The organism is Ruegeria sp. HU-ET01832, assembly GCF_040371315.1.
GTDB lineage: Bacteria > Pseudomonadota > Alphaproteobacteria > Rhodobacterales > Rhodobacteraceae > Ruegeria > Ruegeria lacuscaerulensis_A.
In genome coordinates, this window is sequence record NZ_BAABWL010000003.1 from 261,025 (window position 1) to 281,902 (window position 20,878).

Annotated in this window: 20 protein-coding genes and 1 riboswitch; of the genes, 5 read left to right on the top strand and 15 right to left on the bottom strand. The window is 57.4% G+C overall.

From position 1 onward, the window contains the following. Position 1: 1 nt before the first annotated feature. From ABWV79_RS11160 to ABWV79_RS11230, 15 genes are all read right to left on the bottom strand, one after another. The gene (locus tag ABWV79_RS11160) at positions 2-1,417 is read right to left on the bottom strand and encodes an FAD-binding oxidoreductase (RefSeq protein WP_353391976.1); all 1,416 of its coding nucleotides are present in this window, start codon (positions 1,415-1,417) and stop codon (positions 2-4) included. 77 nt (positions 1,418-1,494) lie between these two features. Continuing rightward, positions 1,495-1,752 (bottom strand): DUF4242 domain-containing protein, encoded by a 258-nt coding sequence (locus tag ABWV79_RS11165; protein ID WP_170355157.1) that lies wholly within the window; start codon positions 1,750-1,752, stop codon positions 1,495-1,497. Between the two features lie 28 nt (positions 1,753-1,780). Further along, positions 1,781-5,314 (bottom strand): AAA family ATPase, encoded by a 3,534-nt coding sequence (locus tag ABWV79_RS11170; RefSeq protein WP_353391977.1) that lies wholly within the window; start codon positions 5,312-5,314, stop codon positions 1,781-1,783. Positions 5,315-5,419: 105 nt separating this feature from the next. Continuing rightward, on the bottom strand, positions 5,420-5,677 hold the full coding sequence (locus ABWV79_RS11175) for a hypothetical protein (RefSeq protein WP_170355155.1): 258 nt from the start codon (positions 5,675-5,677) through the stop codon (positions 5,420-5,422). A 13-nt stretch (positions 5,678-5,690) separates the two neighbouring features. Then, positions 5,691-6,392, bottom strand: coding sequence for a NapC/NirT family cytochrome c (locus ABWV79_RS11180; protein ID WP_170754182.1), 702 nt, complete (start codon positions 6,390-6,392; stop codon positions 5,691-5,693). Between the two features lie 29 nt (positions 6,393-6,421). Further along, a complete protein-coding gene (locus ABWV79_RS11185; RefSeq protein ID WP_353391979.1) occupies positions 6,422-6,859 on the bottom strand; it encodes a nitrate reductase cytochrome c-type subunit in 438 nt (145 codons plus the stop codon). A gap of 12 nt (positions 6,860-6,871) precedes the next feature. After that, positions 6,872-7,789 (bottom strand): quinol dehydrogenase ferredoxin subunit NapH, encoded by a 918-nt coding sequence (gene napH, locus ABWV79_RS11190; protein WP_353391980.1) that lies wholly within the window; start codon positions 7,787-7,789, stop codon positions 6,872-6,874. Beyond that, positions 7,786-8,604: a ferredoxin-type protein NapG gene (gene napG / locus ABWV79_RS11195; RefSeq protein ID WP_353391981.1), complete on the bottom strand. Its 819-nt coding sequence runs from the start codon at positions 8,602-8,604 to the stop codon at positions 7,786-7,788. Before napG ends, napH begins: the two co-directional genes overlap by 4 nt. Before the next feature lie 27 nt (positions 8,605-8,631). Continuing rightward, on the bottom strand, positions 8,632-11,124 hold the full coding sequence (gene napA / locus ABWV79_RS11200; protein ID WP_353391982.1) for a nitrate reductase catalytic subunit NapA: 2,493 nt from the start codon (positions 11,122-11,124) through the stop codon (positions 8,632-8,634). Then, a complete protein-coding gene (locus tag ABWV79_RS11205) occupies positions 11,121-11,414 on the bottom strand; it encodes a chaperone NapD (RefSeq protein WP_170355149.1) in 294 nt (97 codons plus the stop codon). Before ABWV79_RS11205 ends, napA begins: the two co-directional genes overlap by 4 nt. Then, on the bottom strand, positions 11,411-11,926 hold the full coding sequence (gene napF, locus ABWV79_RS11210; protein ID WP_353391983.1) for a ferredoxin-type protein NapF: 516 nt from the start codon (positions 11,924-11,926) through the stop codon (positions 11,411-11,413). Before napF ends, ABWV79_RS11205 begins: the two co-directional genes overlap by 4 nt. 193 nt (positions 11,927-12,119) lie before the next feature. Next, the gene (locus tag ABWV79_RS11215; RefSeq protein ID WP_353391985.1) at positions 12,120-13,133 is read right to left on the bottom strand and encodes a FecCD family ABC transporter permease; all 1,014 of its coding nucleotides are present in this window, start codon (positions 13,131-13,133) and stop codon (positions 12,120-12,122) included. 1 nt (position 13,134) lies between these two features. Then, positions 13,135-14,082: an ABC transporter substrate-binding protein gene (locus ABWV79_RS11220; protein WP_353391986.1), complete on the bottom strand. Its 948-nt coding sequence runs from the start codon at positions 14,080-14,082 to the stop codon at positions 13,135-13,137. After that, positions 14,079-14,882: an ABC transporter ATP-binding protein gene (locus ABWV79_RS11225; RefSeq protein WP_353391988.1), complete on the bottom strand. Its 804-nt coding sequence runs from the start codon at positions 14,880-14,882 to the stop codon at positions 14,079-14,081. The genes ABWV79_RS11220 and ABWV79_RS11225 overlap by 4 nt, the downstream gene beginning before the upstream one ends. Further along, positions 14,882-15,238: a DUF1636 family protein gene (locus ABWV79_RS11230; RefSeq protein WP_170355145.1), complete on the bottom strand. Its 357-nt coding sequence runs from the start codon at positions 15,236-15,238 to the stop codon at positions 14,882-14,884. The genes ABWV79_RS11225 and ABWV79_RS11230 overlap by 1 nt, the downstream gene beginning before the upstream one ends. 102 nt (positions 15,239-15,340) lie before the next feature. Continuing rightward, positions 15,341-15,544: riboswitch (cobalamin riboswitch) on the bottom strand. Positions 15,545-15,670: 126 nt separating this feature from the next. On the opposite strand from ABWV79_RS11230, the gene ABWV79_RS11235 reads away from it, so the two are divergent. The 5 genes from ABWV79_RS11235 (at position 15,671) to glnT (ending at position 20,818) form a co-directional block, all read left to right on the top strand. Beyond that, positions 15,671-16,318, top strand: a complete 648-nt coding sequence (locus tag ABWV79_RS11235) for a helix-turn-helix domain-containing protein (RefSeq protein ID WP_353391990.1) — start codon at positions 15,671-15,673, stop codon at positions 16,316-16,318. A 181-nt stretch (positions 16,319-16,499) separates the two neighbouring features. Further along, the gene (locus ABWV79_RS11240; protein WP_353391991.1) at positions 16,500-17,393 is read left to right on the top strand and encodes a class II glutamine amidotransferase; all 894 of its coding nucleotides are present in this window, start codon (positions 16,500-16,502) and stop codon (positions 17,391-17,393) included. 1 nt (position 17,394) lies between these two features. After that, on the top strand, positions 17,395-18,078 hold the full coding sequence (locus tag ABWV79_RS11245) for a GltB/FmdC/FwdC-like GXGXG domain-containing protein (protein WP_353391993.1): 684 nt from the start codon (positions 17,395-17,397) through the stop codon (positions 18,076-18,078). 11 nt (positions 18,079-18,089) lie between these two features. Continuing rightward, the gene (locus ABWV79_RS11250) at positions 18,090-19,418 is read left to right on the top strand and encodes an FMN-binding glutamate synthase family protein (protein WP_353391994.1); all 1,329 of its coding nucleotides are present in this window, start codon (positions 18,090-18,092) and stop codon (positions 19,416-19,418) included. Positions 19,419-19,489: 71 nt separating this feature from the next. Continuing rightward, complete coding sequence (gene glnT / locus ABWV79_RS11255) at positions 19,490-20,818, top strand: type III glutamate--ammonia ligase (RefSeq protein WP_353391995.1); 1,329 nt, start codon at positions 19,490-19,492, stop codon at positions 20,816-20,818. The last annotated feature ends 60 nt before the right edge of the window (positions 20,819-20,878 follow it).

A 20,878-nucleotide genomic window follows, 5' to 3' on the forward strand; every position in this document is an offset into this window, starting at 1 on the left:
GTCAGGCGGGCAGAATATTGTGGTTAAGCCGGAACAGATTTTCCGGATCATACTGCGCCTTGACCTTGGCCAGCTTCATCCCGTTTTCACCGTAGGCACCGGCCATGTGATCGGCCTCATCTTCGGGCATGAAATTGACATAGGCGCTGCCGGTGGCATGGGGCGTCATACGATCATAGAGCGCGCGTGCCCATGCAATGCATTCGTCGTCTTTTTGCGGGTCCTCCCACCGGGTATGGACATTCATGATGAAATGCGCGGACCGTTCCGGATATGCGGTGGCGTCGGAAGACACGCGGGCCATGGCACCGCCCACATGCGCAATAAACACCTCGCATGCCGGGTCGGGCAAGCTGGAGATACCATTCAGCAACCCCGTTATCGCATCTGATGACAACGTGCTGAAATCGTGACTTTTCCAGTAGTTCCGTGCGCCTGGTGTCAAAAGCGGGTCAAACGCCGCCTGCCAGTCCACAAAGGCGTGGGGCGAAATGACATCCACAATCGGAGAGCCCAACCCGCGTAGTTCCTTCATGGCGTCCTCGCCATCTCCCATGGGGCCGGCATAGCAGGCGGCAAAGATCAGAACTTCCCGCCCGTGCCATTCGTCGGGCAGGAAGGGCAGAGGGGGCGCTTTGCGCATCACGCTCCAGACTGTCAATTCATCGGGTGCAGAATCCGCTATTTGCACATACTCGGCCAACAAGCCTGGCGCGGCTTCGATGGGGTGAACAATCAGTCCGGATAGGACCTGAGGACCGAGAGGATGCAGTTGGAATTCAAACGAGGTGACGACGCCGAAATTCCCCCCGCCGCCACGGATTGCCCAAAATAGATCGGGGTGGCTGGACGGTGATGCAGTGACGATCATACCTTCCGCTGTGACCACCTCGGCTGAAAGCAGATTGTCGATGGTCATTCCAAACTTGCGTGTGGTCCAGCCAAAACCTCCGCCCAGGGTCAATCCGGCTGTACCGGTTGTCGAGTTGATCCCGAGCGGAACGGCCAAGCCGTGGGCCTGCGTCTCGCGGTCAACGTCGCCCAGCAAGGCGCCAGGTGCGACCCTAGCGGTTCTGGCCATCGGGTCGACGTGGACCGATCGCATCTGGGACAAGTCCAGCATAACCGCATCGTCAGCAACAGCGTGACCGGCGATCTGATGTCCGCCCGACCGAACTGACATGACCAGACCAGCGTCCCTTACAAAATTCACTGCCTTTTGTACGTCGCTTGCACCCAAAGCCTGAATGACGAATCCAGGATGGCGATCCACGATACTGTTCCAGGTTGTGCGTGCTGCGTCGTATTCCGCAGTGCCTTCGCAATACACGCCACCGCGCAAAGCCGCACTAAGATCATCCAGTGAAGACTGGTCAACTTGGGCCGAAGTCCCATGCAGAGTTTTTACGTCGAACATATTCGATGCCTTCCTTAATAATGGAAGGTCTCTTGCCACTTGCCTCTGATAGAAATCGGAGTTTCAATTATCGCGTCTTACGCGAAAACTCCCGGATCTATCCGATCTACCGGAGTTATAACATCTGCCGGAATATTCAGGCGCGCGGCTGCTTTTCTCAGACTTTCCTCGTCAGGCGCTTCGTAAAGACAATAGGTTTTGCGTTTATCGGCACTAAGGAACGAGAAGATCCATTCGACCCCCTCCTCATCGTTAATTTCCTTGATGTGCGCTTTGCCGTCGTCCGTGATATTCAGCTGTTCGGCGAAATGGCGTTCAATAATATATCTTGGCATATGCACCCCCAGGGCATGCGTTTATGAACTAAGTGACCGTTCCTTCAAGCTTAGACATAAGGGAAACCATACCCAAATTCTGTGCGATTGCCAACGCTTCGGCCTCTAGGTGAAACGCATGTTCGATGTTCTGCTTATGCCCGAATTTTCGCAAAGCAGACGCGTATGAAGCCTTGCTGTGCGCGATCCACGGTGGGCTGGCCATATTTGTGTCGATCTCGATTGCTCTGGTCAACATATGTTCTGCGATATCGCGGTCGCCCAGCAAGGTTGCCAGATTGCCTAGCCGACGTGCGGCTGCCCCAGTGCAAACGGTGGTGGCACCAGCAGTGATCGTCAGGTCCTCGTAGGGCAAAAGCAGGTCAAACAGCGTTTGCGCGTGGTCTTGCCTGCCAACCGCGACGCAAATATCCGCAAGATATGACAGCGTAGTCGAATACATGGCATCTGCCGGTAGGTCGAAACCGTTTGCTGCCAATTCGTTGAGAATCCGTTCGGCCGGGTCGGAATAGCCCAACTCGGCGGCGATAAGACCAAAGCCAGGTTTCCAAGTGATGTCGTCGGGGTCTTCGTCCATCAGTTTCTTGATCACCGGAGCGACCTCGTGAAGCCGGTTCTGTTCGCGCCGGATCGTGAACATCTGCACACCGAACACACCTTCGATGTGTTTACCGTGGGTTTTTCGGCCGATCTTTACAGCCTCGGTCGCGAATGCTTCGGCTTGTTGCCAAGCGCCTTCCATGATGGCAACCATCGCGCGCGCGTGGATTTGAACCCAGTAAAGCTGCAGGTGATTGTCCTTTTGCGAGACCTCTGTCAGCAGCTTGAGCGAGCGGTCAAGCATAACCCTGTCTGCCATCTCGGCCCCAACAAACAGGCTGAGGGTCCGGTCGCGCCCTTGGTCAATCGTGCCCAGTTTTTCGGCCACGTCGTGCATGGCTTGCAGGTTTTGCCGCCAATTTCGCGCCTCTTCATCCTGCCGAGCCACAAACGGGGCACCAAAACGCATCATCATGACGGAGAACTGCGATTTGTAGTCACCGAGATTTGCCGCAAGTTTCATGGCGCGGTGACCGTACGCCGCCCCTTCACTAAACTGACCGATAAACATATAGGCCCGAGCGAGTTGGCTCATCAACTGGCACTGGCGTCTTTCGTCGTCTTCGGGCAGACCATTCAGTGCCTCAAGACACAATGAGATCGCCTCGTTGTGACGTTGGCTGGACATCATGCATGAATCCGCGAAGTGCTGCGCGATGTCTGCGGACAGCCCGGCATGTCCCAGTGTTCGGGCCGCGTCGGAGGCTTGTTTGAGCTTGGCAATCCCTTGAGGCAGATCCCCGAGGCTGTCGTAGCTGCGCCCAACCAGAACCATCGCCGTGATTGTTTCGGCGCTGTTTTGCGTTCCAAGGTTCTCTGCAGCATGAAGTGCCTCGGTCGCGTTGGCCATCGCTTCTTGACTGGCAGACCGGGCAAGGGCCATTTCTGTTGCCAATTTCCATTGCGTGAACGCAATCTGCCAGTCTTCCGCTTCGGTCAAATGCCTTGCGACCAATTCAGGTCGGCGCGCAATCTCGGCCGATCGCAGGCGTGTCAGGGCCTTGGCTACGTTTGCGTGTTGGGTTCTTCGGGTCGCAGACAGCATGGATTGGTATGCGGTATCGCGGATCAGGGCATGCCGGAAAACAAATTGGCCGCGGCTGTGTCCGCTTTCGAAAACAAGTCCCGTTTCCACCAGTTCTGCCAGCCCCGACTGCAGGTTCGGTCTTTCCAGATCAATTGCCTCCGCCAGAAGGTCCAGCGCAAACTCGCGACCGATGACCGCGCCTGTCAACGCCATTTGCTTTGCCTCTGGCGACACAGCGTCGAGCCTGGCCATCAATGCGCCCTTCAACGAAGACGGAACGGCCAGATTTTCTTCCCCGGCTTCCATATATGCGCTGGTAAGTTCTTCGACGAATAGAGGCACGCCGTCGGTTTTTTCCATGATCAGGCGAACCAGAGACGCGTCTGGTGACTGGCCCGATATGTTTTGGATCAGGTTTTCAACTTGTTCAAAGTTGAAACGACGCAGGTGCAAGGTCTGGACGTGCGCATCACCGGCGTCGCGCTGTAGTTCCCAGCCAGGGCGGTGCGTGATCAGGATCATCAGCGGCAAATCTGCGCAGATCGCCCGGAACCGATCAAGCAAGGCGTTCGTCGACGGGTCGATCCAATGCGCATCCTCGACGCACAGAACGACCGGTTTAACCTGCGACCGCGCCTGCACCGTCTTTATCAACGTTTGCACAGTTATGTCGCGCTGTTCCTGCGGAGACAGGTCCAGAATATCCCGAGCCAATGCGCTTGCGGGGGCGACCAAGGCTGCAAAAACGGGAAGAACCTGATCCAAGTCGATGCCTTGCCGCGCTTCGAGCATGGCCCGGACGTGGCGCAACACCTGGTCGTCGTCGAAGCCTGGCTCCACTCCTGCATCCTGCGATATTCGCTCGGTTACAGGATGGAACGGACTACTGGTTAGATATGGCGAGCAATTCAGTCTGATGATATCAGCCTGACCTGCATTCGTAACGTCGTTCAGAAATTCTTCTGTCAGGCGTGATTTTCCTATGCCCGCTTCTCCGGTCAGCAGAATGACTTCACCCTGTCCTGCGCGGGCGCGAAGCCAGGTTTGTTGCAGGATACCCTTTTCGGAACTGCGCCCAACAAGCTGGTTTGATCCGTCATCACGATGTGCAGCTTTAAACCGGCTTTCAGCTTGCCTTTCACTAACCACCTGCAAGAGCTCTCGGGGGTCTTCAAATCCCTTAAGGTCTACGCGCCCAAGCGACGAGAATTCGAAAATACGATGCAGCATCGCTTGCGAATCCTCTTGGGTCAGAACAACCGTGTTCGGCGGGGCTTTTTCCTGCAACCGAGCAGCAAGGTTGAGGATTGGGCCCGTCATCGCGCCTTCTTCATGTGTGTTTTCGCCGATTGTATCGCCAACGACTACATCGCCACTTGCGATGCCTATACGTGCGGCCAGGGGTTGACCGGAAGGTGTCCGGAGCTTTTGAACCCGGGAGATAGCCTCTAAACCGGCCTTAACCGCGCGCAAGGCGTGGTCTTCGAATGCACGCGGCCAACCAAAAAAGACCAGCAATCCATCGCCAAGATACTTGGCGACGAAGCCACCATAGCGTGATACCGCACCTGCAACTGCGTCCTGATAGGTTTGCAACAGCAGGCGCATGTCTTCGGGGTCCAATTGGTTCGTCAGTTCTGTCGAGCCGACAAGATCAGCGAAGAACACCGTCAAATGCCGGCGTTCGGCCTCATCGTTTTTAACCGCTTGATCCGGAAGCAAAGAAGTAGCCGAAGAATAGACATGGTCTTGTTGATCGAATTCCTGAATGGTAGCCAGCAGGATTTTCCTGTGGCCCAATGACACCCCTATTTCCTTGAGGTCGTCATTCGTAAGCAGAGGCAGCGCACGCGCGTCGACGTCGTTTTGCCGAAACGCATCAGTGTACTGACCCAACCCAAGTTCTTGCAGCCATGTTCCGACTTCAAAACCCATTGCAGGATCATGCGGTGGAAACGGATTTGGATCAAGTTGAGCGTTCAGGCGCGCAACGGGAAGCGCGTAGGCGACGCGAAGGTTCGCGTCGCCGATACCGTTTGGTTAGACAGTCGCACCTTTGATGCGGATCGCCGATCCAAGTGCTCCGGCGCAGAAGCCGACGACGACTGCGATAACCAATTCGATGGTCTGGATATTGGCAAAGGACCAGTGTGCGAAGATAAGCGTTTCAAGCACACCGACGACACCGCCCATAACCGCGCCTAGCATCAGGTTGCGGGTCATCATACCCAGCGCAAGGCCCAAGATGCCCGGCAGGCTGATAATGTTGGCGCCGATTGTTCCCAGAAGTTCAAGCATATCGTGCCCTTTCTCAGTCGGCCTGCTTGGTCAGGAATGACCGGATTTCTGCGCTGCTATCAGCAACCTGATCTTGCAGCGTTCCAGACGCTTTGCTCGCCAGAGTTTCCGTCACCTCTTGGTATTGTTCCAGGTATCCGGGTGGCAGGCTGTGTGCGATGCCCTGATGGCAGTCGATGCATGTCATGTTGTTGTCGATCGCCCTTTGGTGTTCGGACGCGGCGCGGGTTTCCTGAATAGTGAAGTCCATGTAGTCGAAATTATGGCAGTTGCGGCATTCGCGACTGTCCGATGCCTTCATCTTTTTCCACACAGCCGAGGCCATACTCAGACGATGGTCTTCGTATTTTTCAGGCGTACTGATTGTGCCAGCCAACTCGTGATAAACGTCTTTGACAGCCATGATCTTGGCCTTGATTTTGTGGTTCCATTCATGGGGAACGTGACAATCCGAACAAATAGCCCGGACGCCCGAGTGGTTGTTATAGTGAACCGTTTCGCGGTATTCGCCCAGATTGGTCTCCATCGTGTGACACGAGGTGCAGAATTCCTCGGTGTTGGTCAGTTCCAGGGTCCAGTGGAACCCGCCCCAGAACAGGATGCCAGCCAGAAAACCTGCCAGCACCAGAAAACCCGAGCTGAACATGACGGCCGGTGTCCAGATCGCGTTCCAGATGCGGCCTATCCAGCCGCGTTTTTCGGGGGAGTCTGCCATGTCGGTGCTCCTTTCAGTCAAGCGTTGGATCAGTTTCCGGAAGAAGGTTCAAAAACATTGTCGACGAGCGCGGGCGTGTCTGCCTGCGGAACATGACACTGATTGCAGAAGTACCGAGTACCGGCGATTTGATCCAGTTCACGTCCTTCGCGATCCAGGTAGTGCGTCATCGATAAAGTGGGTGCGTTGCGCTCACCGGCCTTTGTCCAGTCGTGGCAGGACAGGCATTGGTTGGTCCGCAGATCAATCTGGTACTGGTCGATTGAATGCGGGATCAGCGGAGGTTGCTGTCGGTAATTCCTCTGCATACGCCCTTCGATAGTGCGGTGGACCTGATCGAGTGGAACGGGTTCATTAACCTCGGCCCCGCGCAGGGCTTCGACTTGCGCGGATTGGGCAAGGGCGAAACTACTCAGAAGTAAAACGGGGATCAGGGCGGTGACGCCGGTCAGGATTGGCTTGTTCATCTTGGCACTCCCTTAGGTAGGTCTGGCTGCGCGCCTCTCGGGCGCGGGAACGGGATCGAAAGGCGCGGCGACCTGGTCGTCGAACCGGTGAGTAAACTTGAAGACATCGACCGCGCAGACATCGATACAGCGGCCGCAATTCGTGCAGTCGGGCGACAGGATCAGCGGTGTGGTGCCGGTTTTGCCGCGTAACGCGGGTGAGATGACGTGGTTTTCCGGGCAAACGGCAAAGCAATCCATGCAGTCGTCACAGGCTGCGCGATTGGGCGCGCTGACACGCAACATCGCTTTGGTGCCAATCAGGCCATAGAATGCTCCGACCGGGCACAGGTGCCCGCACCATCCGTGGCGTGACACGAACAGGTCGAAGAAGAAGATCGCAACGATCATCGCCCAGACAAAGCCCGCGCCGAAAATCAGCCCGCGATGCAGCATGGTAATCGGGTTGATCAGCTCCCACGCAATGATGCCGGTCAGACCCGAAACGATCAGCACCGTAGCTAGGATCCACAGCCGGGTACCGCGTTTGGGTTGCCAGCCTTTGGGCAGATCCAGCTTGCGGTGCAGCCAATGGGCGGCATCGGTTACGGGGTTGATCGGACAGGCCCAGGAACAATAAACCCGACCGCCGATCAGCGCGTAGGCGACCAGAACAATCAGGCCTCCGATCAGGGCGGTAAGCTCGGGCCAGTGCCCGGCAACCACGCTTTGCAACAGCACAAGCGGGTCGGTCAGCGGCAGCACGCCAAGGGTCAGCGACCCGGCCAGCGTGCCCTGAATGATCCAGATGCCAAACCACGGGCCCAGCAGAAACAGAACCAGAAAGAACAGTTGAGAGGCACGGCGCAGCAGCAGGTATTTGTGCGCGCCGATCCAGCCTTTGACTTCGATGGCTTCCTGTCCGACAGGCATATGGGTGCGGGTGCTCATTGTCCGGCCCCCGGCAAATTGTACTCCGGCGCAAAGCCGCCCGGCGTGACCAGATTATCGGTACCCGGTCCGGGCAGGCGGTCGGGCAGGTCAATGATACCTTCGACCACGGGCGCGCCTTTGGCGGCTTTTTCTTCCCAGCCCTTGCGATAGTGGTCAGCACTGCTACCACGCGCCAGCCGGGTGGGCAGAACCTTGATCGCGGCTTCTGGTAGAACGCAGCTTTTCTCGCACATGCCACAGCCGGTGCAGCGATCGGCATGAACGGTGGGGATGAACAGCGCATGGTGGCCAGAACGGGTGTTGTGCGCGGTTTCAAGCGTGATCGCTTCGTCAATCACCGGGCAGACCCGGTAGCAAACATCGCAGCGCAGGCCCTGAAAGTTCAGGCAGTTTTCCTGGTCGACCAGAACGGCCACGCCCATATCGGCGTCGTCGATATTGTCCAGCGCAGGGTCCAGCGCCCCGGTGGGGCAGGCGGCGACACAGGGAATGTCGTCGCACATCTCACAGGGCACGTCGCGAGCGGTGAAATAGGGTGTGCCGGTGGCGACGGCATCGACGCCGAGCTCGGCCAGTTTCAGCGTGTCATAGGGGCAGTCTCGCACGCACAGGCCGCAACGGATACAGGCGGACAGGAAGTTTTGTTCCGGCAAGGCTCCAGGGGGACGCAATGCCTCGGCTGGCAAAGCCCGCGCGTCGCGTGCCAGCCAGGCCAACATGGACCCGGCCGCCACGCAGCCGCCTGCGGCGCGCGCCGAGTCTTGAAGGAACCGGCGCCGCTGCGGCGAGAGGGGAGAGCCAACACCTGACATGGGTCTTACCTTTGCCTTGCCAGTCTCTTACGCGCGCTCGACCTTACAGGCGCATTTCTTGTAGTCGGTTTCCTTCGACAACGGGCAGGTTGCATCTAGCGTCAGTTTGTTGGTCAACTGGTGCTCGTCAAACCAAGGCATGAAGACCAGCCCACGTGGCACCTTGTTGCGCCCGCGGGTTTCGACCCGGCTGGTCACCTCACCCCTGCGGGTGGACAAAACAATTTCCTGACCGCGCCGCAGACCGCGATCCCGTGCGTCGTCGGGGTGCATGAAAACAACGGCTGACGGGAAGGCGCGGTGCAATTCCGGAACCCGACGGGTCATCGAACCCGAATGCCAGTGTTCCAGAACCCGACCAGTACAGAGCCACAAATCGTATTCATTGTCCGGCTCTTCAGCAGCAGGTTCGTAGGGCGCGAAGATAATTTTGGCCTTGCCATCCTTGTGCCCATAAAATTTGACGCCCGCACCTTCGGGGACATACGAGTCATACCCTTCGCGGAAGCGATACAGCGTTTCCTTGCCATCCACGACCGGCCAGCGCATACCGCGCGCTTCGTGGTACATTTCAAAGGGGGCAAGGTCATGTCCGTGGCCGCGTCCGAACCCTGCATATTCCTCGAACAGGCCTTTTTGGACGTAGAACCCGAAATGTTCGGATTCGTCATTGTCGAACCCTTCGGCAGTTTCTGACAGCGGGTATTGATCGACATTGCCGTTTTCGAACAGAACCTGGAACATGGTCTTGCCGCGATGTTCCGGCATCTTGGCCAGCAGCTCTTCGCCCCAAACTTCTTCTACGGTGAAGCGCTTCGAGAATTCCATCAGCTGCCAAAGGTCGGACTTAGCCTCGCCCGGCGCTTTAACCTGTTGATGCCAGAACTGAGTGCGGCGCTCGGCGTTGCCATATGCGCCTTCTTTCTCGACCCACATAGCCGTTGGCAGGATCAGGTCAGCTGAAACTGCGGTGACGGTTGGATAGGGATCTGAAACTGTGATGAAGTTTTCAGGATTGCGATAACCGGGGTACCCTTCCTCATTGATATTCGGGGCGGCTTGCATGTTGTTGTTGCATTGAACCCAATATGCATTCAGCACACCGTCTTTCAGCATTCGGTGTTGCAAAACAGCGTGGAAGCCCGGTTTGGGCGGGATTGTACCTTCGGGAATTTTCCATGCGGTTTCACAAATCTCGCGGTGCTCGTCATTCGCGACAACCATGTCCGCGGGCAGGCGGTGGGCAAATGTGCCAACCTCTCGGGCGGTGCCGCAGGCAGATGGTTGGCCGGTGAGCGAGAAGGGCGAGTTGCCGGGTTCGGAAATCTTGCCAACCAAAAGGTGGACGTTATACATCAGCGAGTTCACCCACGAACCGCGCGTATGCTGGTTGAAACCCATGGTCCAAAGGCTCATGACTTTCCGGTTTGGATCCGCATATTGTTTCGCAAGTTTCTCAAGCTTGTCAGCGGGAACACCCGAGAGTTCAGATACATATTCCAAAGTGTATGGCTCAACAGCTTTGGCATATTCTTCGAAGCTGATGGGTTCCATTTTGCCCGAGTTCGGGTTTTCCGCGTCTTGCTGAAGTTGGTTTTCGTCGCGCAGGCCGTAACCGATATCGGTTGCCGTCTTGGTGATGTTTACGTGCTTTTTGACGAAGTCTTCGTTCACCGCACCATTCTGAATGATGTAGTTGGCGATATAGTTCAGGATCGCCAAATCGGTCTGTGGGTTGAACACGATGCCATTGTCCGCCAATTCGAAAGAACGATGTTCAAATGTTGACAGGACATGAACTTCGCAGCCCGGTTTGGTCAGACGCGTGTCTGTCAGGCGCGACCACAGGATGGGGTGCATTTCGGCCATATTGGAACCCCACAGAACGAATGTATCTGCGTGCTCGAAATCGTCATAGCAGCCCATCGGCTCATCTATGCCAAAGGTCCGCATGAACCCAACAACAGCCGAAGCCATACAATGGCGCGCGTTGGGGTCGATATTATTCGAGCGGAAGCCAGCTTTCATCAGTTTGGCGGCGGCATAGCCTTCCCAGACCGTCCACTGACCCGAGCCGAACATGCCCACGCTGGTCGGGCCTTTCTTGGCCAGCGCCTCTTTCCACTTGGCGGCCATGACATCAAAGGCTTCGTCCCAGCTGACCGGTTCGAACTCGCCATTCTTGTCGTATTCACCATTGGTTTTGCGCAGCAACGGAGTGGTCAGGCGGTCTTTGCCATACATGATCTTGGACAGGAAATAGCCCTTGATACAGTTCAGGCCGCGGTTCACCGGCGCGTCCGGGTCGCCCTGAGTGGCCACAACGCGGCCTTCCTTGGTGCCAACCAGAACGGAACAGCCCGTTCCGCAGAACCGGCACGCGGCTTTGTCCCAGCGGATATCCGGCGTTGCCGCCTGAGCGTCGGCTGCGCCTGTGGCCAGCGGAATACCGGCGGCCGAGGCTGTGGCTGTGGCCGCAGTGGCCTTGAGGAATGTCCGGCGTGATTCAGAATGTGTCATAGCGTGAGCCTCCGGCTGGTGGTTTGGCTTGGGGCATCGGGACGCGGGCGGGTCTCTGCGAGGTCCTCGAAATGGTGATAGGTCAACGTCAGAGACACGACCCCTGGGATCTGGTGCAGATCCATGATGGTCTCGGACGCAAGGCGTTCAGGGGTATCTTCGACAACGACGACGAAACGGCCGTCTTCGGTCTGGGCGTGGAGTTCGACGCCCGGAGTTGCGGCCATGGATTGCGCCGCATTGGCAGCATAGTCCGGCGCGACATGGGCAAGGCAACCGCAGATGTTCATTGTATCGCTTCCATTTGAGGTTGAGGGTTATGCTTCAGTGTAAGTGCGTCAGCAGGACAAAGCGCCTCGCACAATCCGCATCCATTGCACGCGTCAACATTCAAAGCGGGTTCCGCGCGCCCTTGGGTTTGGAGCGAAAATCGGATTGCGTTCTGCTCGCAATTGTCCTGACAGATGCGACAGCTGACGCCGTTCATGGATAGGCATGCTTGCTTTTCAAGCGACGCGCGCCATCGCCACAGGGCCAATCGGCTGATATCAAGCGCCGGTGTTGGGCAGGCTTCGGCGCACGCGCCGCAAAACGTGCAGGGATTTTCGGTTGGAGTGAACGCGGGAAATCCATCTGCCGCGATTGAAAGAACGCCTTCGGGGCAAGCCACGACGCAGTCTCGGCATTTTGTGCATTGATCATAAAAGACCTGGCCGACCGATCCCGGAGGCCGGGCTATTTTGCCGTCCTCTTCTTGAAATCGGGCGCGCAGGAAAGCGCGACGGGTCGTCACTTGGTCCATTTTAGACCTGGCTCTCGTCGTTTCTTTTGTTTGCTAATTTCCGCTTAGCGTTTTTGCACCGAGCCGGTTTTGATTTAGATCATTTTTTGGGCACTCTTAAGGTTGATCTAGGATATATTTTTAAATGAATGTCGGAATTTGACGGGTGACCACAGTTTGCAGCCCAAGAATGAGTGAACAGGCTCGGTGTGACCTACCGTTTCGCGTTTGCAGTTCTCAGCAACAAAATGAACACGAAAACGGACCCTAACGAGGTGGTCACTATGCCGACCGGCAGTTCTTGCGGGGCCAGCAGCAGTCTGCTGAGGATATCGGACCCGGTCAGCAGAACAGCGCCGACCACCGCGGCCGCAGGGATTAAGTGGGTGTGCAGTGGTCCGGCAATTCCGCGCGCGATATGCGGAACCATCAGCCCGACGAACCCGATCACCCCGGCGACCGAAACGAATACAGCCGTAGCCAGAGCGGCAACAAAGAACATCTTGAACCGCAGCGACTGGACCGGGACACCCAGTGTCGACGCCGTCATGTCACCGGTCAACAAGGCGTCCAGCCAACGGCTGCGATATAGTGAATAGACCAGAATTAGGACCAAACCCGCGCATACGAGCGGAAAGGTTTCCCAACGCGCCAGACCCAATCCGCCCAGCATCCAGAAGATGACAGAATGCGCAGCACGGTTGTCACCTGCGAAAATCAGGTAATTAGTCAACGCCGAGAACAGAAACGACACGGCAAGCCCAGCCAGGATTAGCTTTTCCGGTGCACTGGTTCGCAGCCCGTGGACAAGAGCCAGCACAATGCCCGAGGCCACCAGACCCCCACAAAATGCTGCTATCGGCAAAGTCCAGAACCCCAGTATGTCACCAGTCACCGTAATGACGAACACTGCCCCCGCCGCCGCACCGGAGGAAAGACCGAACAGGAACGGGTCGGCCAGATCGTTTCGCGTAGTCGTTTGCAGCACGACTCCAACAACTCCAAGGCCAGCGCCGATCACGGCGGCAAAAAGCGCGCGGGGCAGGCGCAGGTCGAAGACGATTCGGTTAAGGGGTGACATGTCTCCCTCGACCAAACCAGCGCCGAGCAGAATAGCTAAGACCGTATCGGACAGAGGAATGGATGTGGTTCCGTAGATTGTCGAAACCAGAAGTAGGGCGGCCAGAATGGCCACCCCCATCAAAAGTGTCAGCCCCAGACGGCCCAAATCAGTTCAGACCCGTGCGCATGGCTGCTGCCAATTTTGCGATGGCCTGAATGTTTGCCGGCCCAGGGGTCAATTCTTCGTACCGCAAACCGATCCAGCGCTCGTTTTTGACCGCGTCGGTTTGTGACATCACAGGATGTTCTTGCAGAAACCTGAACGTATCCGCCGCTCCGTTTCCGGTTTGATAATCCAACAGCACTAGAAATTCAGGGTTCGCGGCTGCCACGGTTTCCCATGACGTGCGACCCCAGCTTGTGTCCATATCACGGGTAACGTTGAGACCACCCGCCGCTGCTATCATTGCGTTGGGGATTGCGTATTTCCCAGCAGTGAACGGAGCGTCCGCCGGGCCATCCAACAGAAACACTCGAGGTTTCGGTAAGTCTGCGGTTTGTGCCTCGATTGCGGTTAGTTCATCCTTCCAACCAGATACAAGCGCTTCGGCCTTGTCTTCGACATGCATGACTTTGCCCAGTCGCAGAATGTCGTCAAACAAAAGGTCCATGCTGGCCTCGGGGCGGTCTTTATGCAAATGAACGCAGCTTTCAGTCAGGATCATGGTTGTGATCCCGAACGGGGCAAGCGTTTCTGGCGTTACATCCCCACCGGGGCGCATTCCATAGTACCAGCCGGCGAAGAACAGATCGGGTTCAACCGCGACAATATTTTCCACCGATGGATATTTCGGTGCCAGTTCGGGGATATCTCCACGTAGCGTGTCGAATTCAGGACTGGTTTTGTACCAGCCGGTGATGCCCGTGAGGCCGACGATTTTGTCTTGCAGATCCAGCGCAAAGGCCATGTCGGTCATGTTCATGTCATGTACGACCAACCGTTCGGGCTGGGTTTCAAACACCAGCGGTTCACCACAATTGTCTACGGTCACTTCATGCGCAGCAACACCGCCCGCCATGGCCATAACCAGAGCCACGGACAAGATATGTTTCATTTTGGAAATCTCCTGGAGGGTTGGGAAACAGTGGTTTTTCGTATGTCCAGCGCAGGGATCATCCGACCGTCGTGCTGAAAGAACAAGTAGTCGACGCCGAACGTGTCGCGCACATGTTGAGTCGTCAGGACCTCCGAAACAGGGCCAAAGCCGGTCAGCCGGGTAGATTTCATTAATGCGACATGGGTGGCGAATTCGGGGATCATGACAATGTCATGGACAATCATTATGACGGTTATCCCCAGTCCAGCGACCAGCGACAGCATCCGCCCTTTGGCGTCGGGATCCAAATGGTTCGTCGGTTCGTCCAAAAACAGAAGAGTAGGGTTCTGCGCCAGCGCACGCGCGATATGGGCGCGCTGACGTTCGCCACCCGACAACACTGCCATGCGCTTGTCGGCAAGCTCCATAAGGCCGGTCAGGTCCAGAATTCGCGTCAAGTCGTTTGCGTGATCTTCAGAGGAGCGGTCCGAGCGAATTGGAATTTGCCCAAGTGCCACATAGTCACGCAGATGCAACCGCCCATCGGGATATTCCTGCTGACTAACGACGGCAATTTTTCGGGCGCGCTCCGTCGCTGACAATGTTTTCAAGCTCTGCTCTTGCACCAGAACGTCGCCTTCAGACAGAGCTTCAGCGCCACATAGTAAGTTCAGCAGAGTGGTTTTGCCAGCGCCATTCGGACCGGCAATGGCCAGAACCGACCCCTCTTCCAGATCGAACGAGATGTCCTGCAACAGAACGTCACCGTGAAAAGAATAGTAGGCTACACCACGCGCCTGCAGGAAGGGTCTGCTCATCATCGAGCTTCTCGAACAGCCAACGCCGGCATGCGCGCCAATGTCTTAGTTATCAGAGGCGCAGGCCTGTCTGTGGCCTTTGTCCAACCAGTTGCGCTGCCCAGGTATTGCGCGGCGAATTGGGCAAGAGCATTCAGCTCCTGCTCGCTGCCGATATCACCAAACAGGTATTGGGCTTTTCCCAGGGCCTGAAATCCGACAGTGACCGGGTGATCGCATCCAGCCATACAATCTACTGTGCGCACTGCGAAACCCGCAGGCAATTCAGGGCACAAGGCATCCGCAATGTGCTGCGCTGCCTCCAGACCCTGACAGGTCGCGCAGATCAGAACGAAATGATCAGTGGTCTCGACCATCAAGCGCCTGTTCCACGGCCGCTGGGGCCGTACTGAAACGCGGTCGCGCATAAAGGCGTAAGAGGTACCATCAAGCCTCCTTCCAGGACGCCCCGCCCCGGGTTGGTTTCGGTTGCGATGGCAGGTCTCCTGACTTGCGAGTCGAGGCTTGGCCACCCTTCCCGACATTATTCATGTCAGTGGGATATTGGCTTCGCTCACCGCCTACAGTTGCGGGGGCAGTTACGGACTTGGCACTTAAACCTCACCGTATTCCCTTTTCACCGCAGGAGCATGCCCCAGGGAACCATCAAATGCGTCACTGCCCGAGATCAGATCGCCGGTCAACACAAATCACCGGAGGTTGCGCAGGAATGTAGTTTTGAAAATATGTTTCCTTTCAGGAAAATTGCAGGCGATAACGACGAAGCGAAAGACGTTAAGGATAGGTTGGTGAAAGCATCAAACGATAGGTCCAAACCTCAGTTTTCTCAGGATCCCCACAAGGTCAGGGACCCCGGTGAAAAGAATCTCGAAACGGCGATCGGTCGGGAAATCCGCGCGTTGAGGTTGCAGCAGGGTGTAACAATTGCGGAATTGTCGAGGCTGACCGGGTTATCCATCAGTATGCTGTCAAAAATCGAAAACGGATACACATCGCCTTCATTGACGACGCTGCAATCGTTGGCCAATGCCCTAAGCACACCGATTACTGCATTTTTCCGCAGATACGAAGAAACCCGAAACGCAACCCACACCAAAGCAGGGGAAGGCATTGAAACCGAGAGGGCCGGGACACGCGCAGGCCATCAATACAGCCTTTTGGGTCATATGGGGTCTAATGCCAGCGGTGTTGTGGTCGAACCCTATCTGATCACGCTGACGGAAGAGTCCGACACTTTCCCGACGTTCCAGCATGACGGGATTGAAATGCTCTACATGCTTGAAGGCGAAGTCGATTACAGACACGGCGATCAAATCTATCTGCTGGAGCCGGGTGATACGTTGTTCTTTGATGCGGACGCACCGCATGGACCCGAGGTGCTGCGCAAACTGCCAGCCCGTTACCTGTCGATCATCTCATATCCGCAGACGCGTTAGTCACGATTCGGCGATTGATAACCCGCTGCTGAGGTTTTGCGGGGTTGCTCTCCGTGATTTTTGAATGCGGGGGAAATAGATAGCCGAAAATATTCCCCCTATGAATATTAATTTCCCTTTGTTGATAATCTGAAGTTCAGGTGTTAGCGTCTGCCCAACTCAACACAGGAGAAGCTGACACATGTGTGGAATTGTCGGCCTTTTTTTGAAGGACAAAACGCTCGAGCCTCAATTGGGCGCGATGCTGACAGATATGCTGATCACAATGACGGATCGCGGCCCGGACAGCGCCGGGATCGCGATTTATGGACCTGTCGGAGATCAGGCAAAGCTCACCGTGCAATCCGACAATCCGGATGCGGATTTTCAGACTCTGGCCGAAGATTTGGCCGACGTCTTGACCAGCCCCGTCAGCTTGGGCCGCAATGACACTCATGCGGTTCTGAGCGTGGCCAACGACAAAGTCAGCGCTGCGCGGCAGGCCCTGAGGGAATTGCGCCCTGGCCTACGGATCATGTCCGATGGCGATGCGATCGAAATTTACAAAGAAGTTGGATTGCCTCGAGAGGTGGCGGAGCGATTCCAATTGACCTCGATGTCCGGCAGCCACGGGATTGGCCATACACGCATGGCGACTGAATCCGCCGTCACCACAGAAGGGGCGCATCCGTTCAACACCGGCGCGGATCAGTGCTTGGTGCACAACGGATCGCTGTCCAACCACAATGCGCTGCGCCGCAAACTGATGCGTGAAGGCGTGCGCATCGAATCCATGAACGATACCGAGGTTGGCGCGGCCTATCTGACGTGGAGGATGCAAAATGGGGCCACTTTGGGCGAGGCGCTGGAAAGCAGCCTTGAGGATCTCGACGGGTTCTTTACCTTTGTGGTCGGCACCAAGGATGGGTTCGGCGTGGTTCGCGACCCCATCGCCTGCAAACCGGCGGTGATGGCCGAGACCGATCAGTACGTGGCCTTTGGCAGCGAATACCGCGCCTTGGTCAACCTGCCGGGGATCGAGGATGCCCGCGTCTGGGAACCCGAACCCGCAACCGTCTATTTCTGGAGCCGCTAAAATGCAGAGCTATGATGTTGCCGAACAGGGCCTGCGCGGGCTGAACGCCGCCCTTCAGGCCCAAAGCACCGAGACGAACCAGACCCAGTGGCAGGTTCAGAACCCCAAGGGCAGTCACGCCATCGCTGTTGGTTTGGACGCTCCGATTGAGGTCACGGTCAAAGGCTCGACCGGGTACTACTGTGCGGGGATGAACCAGCAGGCGACCGTTCGGGTCGAAGGCTCGGTCGGGCCGGGCGTGGCCGAGAACATGATGTCGGGCACAGTGATCGTTGAAGGCGACGCCAGTCAATATGCCGGGGCCACGGGCCATGGCGGGTTGTTGGTGATCAAGGGCAATGCCAGCTCGCGCTGCGGAATTTCCATGAAGGGGATCAGCATCGTGGTGCATGGCAATATCGGCCATATGTCCGCCTTCATGGCGCAGGCGGGGACGCTGGTGGTCTGCGGCGATGCGGGTGACGCGCTGGGGGACTCATTGTACGAGGCGCGGCTATTCGTGCGCGGCTCGGTCAAAAGTCTGGGCGCGGATTGCATCGAAAAAGAGATGCGCCCCGAACATCTGACCCTACTGTCCGACCTGCTGGACCGCGCAGGCGCGGATGCCAAGCCCGAAGAGTTCAAACGCTATGGCTCGGCCCGCCAGCTGTATAATTTCGATGTCGACAACGCGGCAGAATACTGAGGAAGACCGTTATGGACGATCACACACCACGCACGATGCCGATACAGTCTGAAACGTTTTCAAACCCGGTCAACGCGGAAATCCGGCGGGCGGCGGCAACGGGCATCTATGACATTCGCGGTGGCGGCGCGAAACGCAAGGTGCCGCATTTCGACGATCTGCTGTTTCTGGGGGCCTCGGTCAGCCGCTATCCGCTGGAAGGCTATCGCGAACGCTGTGACACCTCAGTCACGCTGGGCACGCGATTTGCCAAGAACCCGATACAGCTGGATATTCCGATCACCATCGCAGGCATGAGTTTCGGCGCGTTGTCCGGCCCCGCGAAAGAGGCGCTGGGTCGCGGAGCGTCCGCTGCGGGCACGTCGACCACCACCGGTGACGGCGGTATGACACCCGAGGAACGCGGTCATTCCTCGAAACTGGTCTATCAGTATCTGCCTTCGCGCTATGGCATGAACCCCGACGATTTGCGCAAGGCCGATGCGATTGAGATCGTGGTGGGGCAGGGCGCCAAACCCGGCGGCGGCGGGATGCTGCTAGGCCAAAAGATCAGCGACCGCGTGGCCGAGATGCGGACCCTGCCCAAAGGGATCGACCAGCGCTCGGCATGTCGGCACCCGGATTGGACGGGCCCGGATGACCTTGAGATCAAAATCCTCGAACTGCGCGAAATCACGGGCTGGAAGGTGCCGATCTACGTGAAGGTCGGCGCGACGCGACCCTATTACGACACGGCGCTGGCGGTGAAAGCCGGGGCTGATGTGGTGGTGATGGACGGGATGCAGGGCGGCACTGCGGCCACGCAGGACGTGTTCATCGAACATGTGGGTATCCCGACGCTGGCCTGTATCCGCCCCGCCGTGCAGGCATTGCAAGATCTGGGTGTGCATCGCGAGGTGCAACTGGTGATCTCGGGCGGTATTCGCAACGGTGCTGACGTGGCCAAGGCAATGGCGCTGGGTGCAGATGCGGTGGCCATCGGCACGGCGGCTTTGATCGCCTTGGGCGACAATGATCCGAAATGGGAGGCCGAGTATCAAAAGCTGGGCACCACAACCGGGGCCTATGACGACTGGCATGAAGGCCGCGATCCGGCCGGCATCACCACGCAAGACCCGGAGCTGGCGGCGCGCCTTGACCCGGTTGAGGCCGGGCGGCGTCTGCGCAATTACCTCAAGGTCATGACACTTGAGGCGCAGACCATCGCGCGCGCCTGCGGCCACAACGATCTGCACAATCTGGAGCCCGAAGACCTGTGCGCCCTGACGATGGAGGCTGCCGCCATGGCGCGCGTGCCTCTGGCGGGGACAGAGTGGTATCCGGGCAAGCCGGGGTTCTGAGACAAGCGGGCGCGACCCTGACCGGGGCCGCGCCTTTTCTTTTGGGTTCAACAGGGAAAGGAAAGCCGACCATGACGACAGATCTGGCTGCTTTCGCCAAGGAAAAAGGCGTCAAATACTTCATGATCTCGTTCACCGATCTGTTCGGTGGACAACGGGCCAAACTGGTCCCCGCACAAGCCATCGACGAGATGCAGATCGAAGGCGCAGGCTTTGCCGGGTTCGCCACTTATCTGGACATGACCCCGGCGCACCCAGACATGTTGGCGGTGCCCGATCCGTCCTCGGTCATTCAGCTGCCTTGGAAGCCCGAAGTTGCGTGGGTTGCAGCAGACTGTGTGATGGAGGGTGAAGACGTGGCCCAAGCCCCGCGCAACGTTCTGCGCCGTCTGATCGACGAGGCCGCCGCCGAAGGGCTGCATGTCAAAACCGGGGTCGAGGCCGAGTTCTTTCTGTTGACCCCCGATGGCGAACAGATCAGCGACCCGTTCGATACCGCCGCCAAACCCTGCTATGACCAGCAGGCGGTGATGCGCCGCTATGACGTTGTGCGCGAGATTTGCGACTATATGCTGGAACTGGGCTGGGGCCCCTATCAGAACGACCATGAGGACGCTAATGGCCAGTTCGAGATGAACTGGGAGTTTGACGATGTTCTGCGCACCGCCGACAAACATTCGTTCTTCAAGTTCATGACTAAATCCGTGGCCGAGAAACACGGGTTTCGCGCCACCTTCATGCCCAAACCGGTCGAGGGGCTGACAGGTAATGGCTGCCACGCCCATATCTCGGTCTGGGATGCACCGGGGGCTGATGCCAAGACCAACGTATTCGCGGGTGACGGCGACGGCCCGACTGGCGAGGTCGGTCTGAGCGAGAAGGGCAAGCATTTCCTCGGCGGGATCATGAAACATGCCAGCGCGCTGGCGGCGATCACCAATCCTACGGTGAATTCCTACAAACGCATCAACGCGCCGCGCACCATGTCGGGCGCGACCTGGGCACCCAATACCGTGACGTGGACGGGCAACAACCGCACCCATATGGTGCGCGTGCCCGGTCCGGGCCGGTTCGAGCTGCGTTTGGCGGACGGGGCTGCGAACCCCTATTTGCTGCAAGCGGTGATCATCGCGGCGGGGCTGTCCGGGCTGCGCTCCAAAGCCGATCCCGGCCCGCGTCATGATATCGACATGTATGCCGAGGGTCACACCGTGACCGACGCACCGAAACTGCCGTTGAACATGCTGGACGCGCTGCGCGCCTATGACAGTGACGCGGGGCTGAAGGCGGCGATGGGGCACGAATTTTCCAGCGCCTACCTGAAGATGAAGCATCAGGAATGGAATTCCTTCGTCAGCCATTTCTCGCGTTGGGAGAAAGAGCACACTTTAGACATCTAATTGGCAACCCGCCGATATTCAGCACAACTCTTGTGCGGTTGTTACATTCTCTTGTTATGC

Excerpts from the sequence above, each read along its gene's own strand:
- ABWV79_RS11160 (WP_353391976.1), bottom strand. The coding sequence starts at position 1,417 with ATGTTCGACGTAAAAACTCTGCATGGGACTTCGGCCCAAGTTGACCAG.
- ABWV79_RS11165 (WP_170355157.1), bottom strand. The coding sequence starts at position 1,752 with ATGCCAAGATATATTATTGAACGCCATTTCGCCGAACAGCTGAATATC.
- ABWV79_RS11170 (WP_353391977.1), bottom strand. The coding sequence starts at position 5,314 with ATGGGTTTTGAAGTCGGAACATGGCTGCAAGAACTTGGGTTGGGTCAG.
- ABWV79_RS11175 (WP_170355155.1), bottom strand. The coding sequence starts at position 5,677 with ATGCTTGAACTTCTGGGAACAATCGGCGCCAACATTATCAGCCTGCCG.
- ABWV79_RS11180 (WP_170754182.1), bottom strand. The coding sequence starts at position 6,392 with ATGGCAGACTCCCCCGAAAAACGCGGCTGGATAGGCCGCATCTGGAAC.
- ABWV79_RS11185 (WP_353391979.1), bottom strand. The coding sequence starts at position 6,859 with ATGAACAAGCCAATCCTGACCGGCGTCACCGCCCTGATCCCCGTTTTA.
- napH (WP_353391980.1), bottom strand. The coding sequence starts at position 7,789 with ATGAGCACCCGCACCCATATGCCTGTCGGACAGGAAGCCATCGAAGTC.
- napG (WP_353391981.1), bottom strand. The coding sequence starts at position 8,604 with ATGTCAGGTGTTGGCTCTCCCCTCTCGCCGCAGCGGCGCCGGTTCCTT.
- napA (WP_353391982.1), bottom strand. The coding sequence starts at position 11,124 with ATGACACATTCTGAATCACGCCGGACATTCCTCAAGGCCACTGCGGCC.
- ABWV79_RS11205 (WP_170355149.1), bottom strand. The coding sequence starts at position 11,414 with ATGAACATCTGCGGTTGCCTTGCCCATGTCGCGCCGGACTATGCTGCC.
- napF (WP_353391983.1), bottom strand. The coding sequence starts at position 11,926 with ATGGACCAAGTGACGACCCGTCGCGCTTTCCTGCGCGCCCGATTTCAA.
- ABWV79_RS11220 (WP_353391986.1), bottom strand. The coding sequence starts at position 14,082 with ATGAAACATATCTTGTCCGTGGCTCTGGTTATGGCCATGGCGGGCGGT.
- ABWV79_RS11225 (WP_353391988.1), bottom strand. The coding sequence starts at position 14,882 with ATGAGCAGACCCTTCCTGCAGGCGCGTGGTGTAGCCTACTATTCTTTT.
- ABWV79_RS11230 (WP_170355145.1), bottom strand. The coding sequence starts at position 15,238 with ATGGTCGAGACCACTGATCATTTCGTTCTGATCTGCGCGACCTGTCAG.
- ABWV79_RS11240 (WP_353391991.1), top strand. The coding sequence starts at position 16,500 with ATGTGTGGAATTGTCGGCCTTTTTTTGAAGGACAAAACGCTCGAGCCT.
- ABWV79_RS11245 (WP_353391993.1), top strand. The coding sequence starts at position 17,395 with ATGCAGAGCTATGATGTTGCCGAACAGGGCCTGCGCGGGCTGAACGCC.
- ABWV79_RS11250 (WP_353391994.1), top strand. The coding sequence starts at position 18,090 with ATGGACGATCACACACCACGCACGATGCCGATACAGTCTGAAACGTTT.
- glnT (WP_353391995.1), top strand. The coding sequence starts at position 19,490 with ATGACGACAGATCTGGCTGCTTTCGCCAAGGAAAAAGGCGTCAAATAC.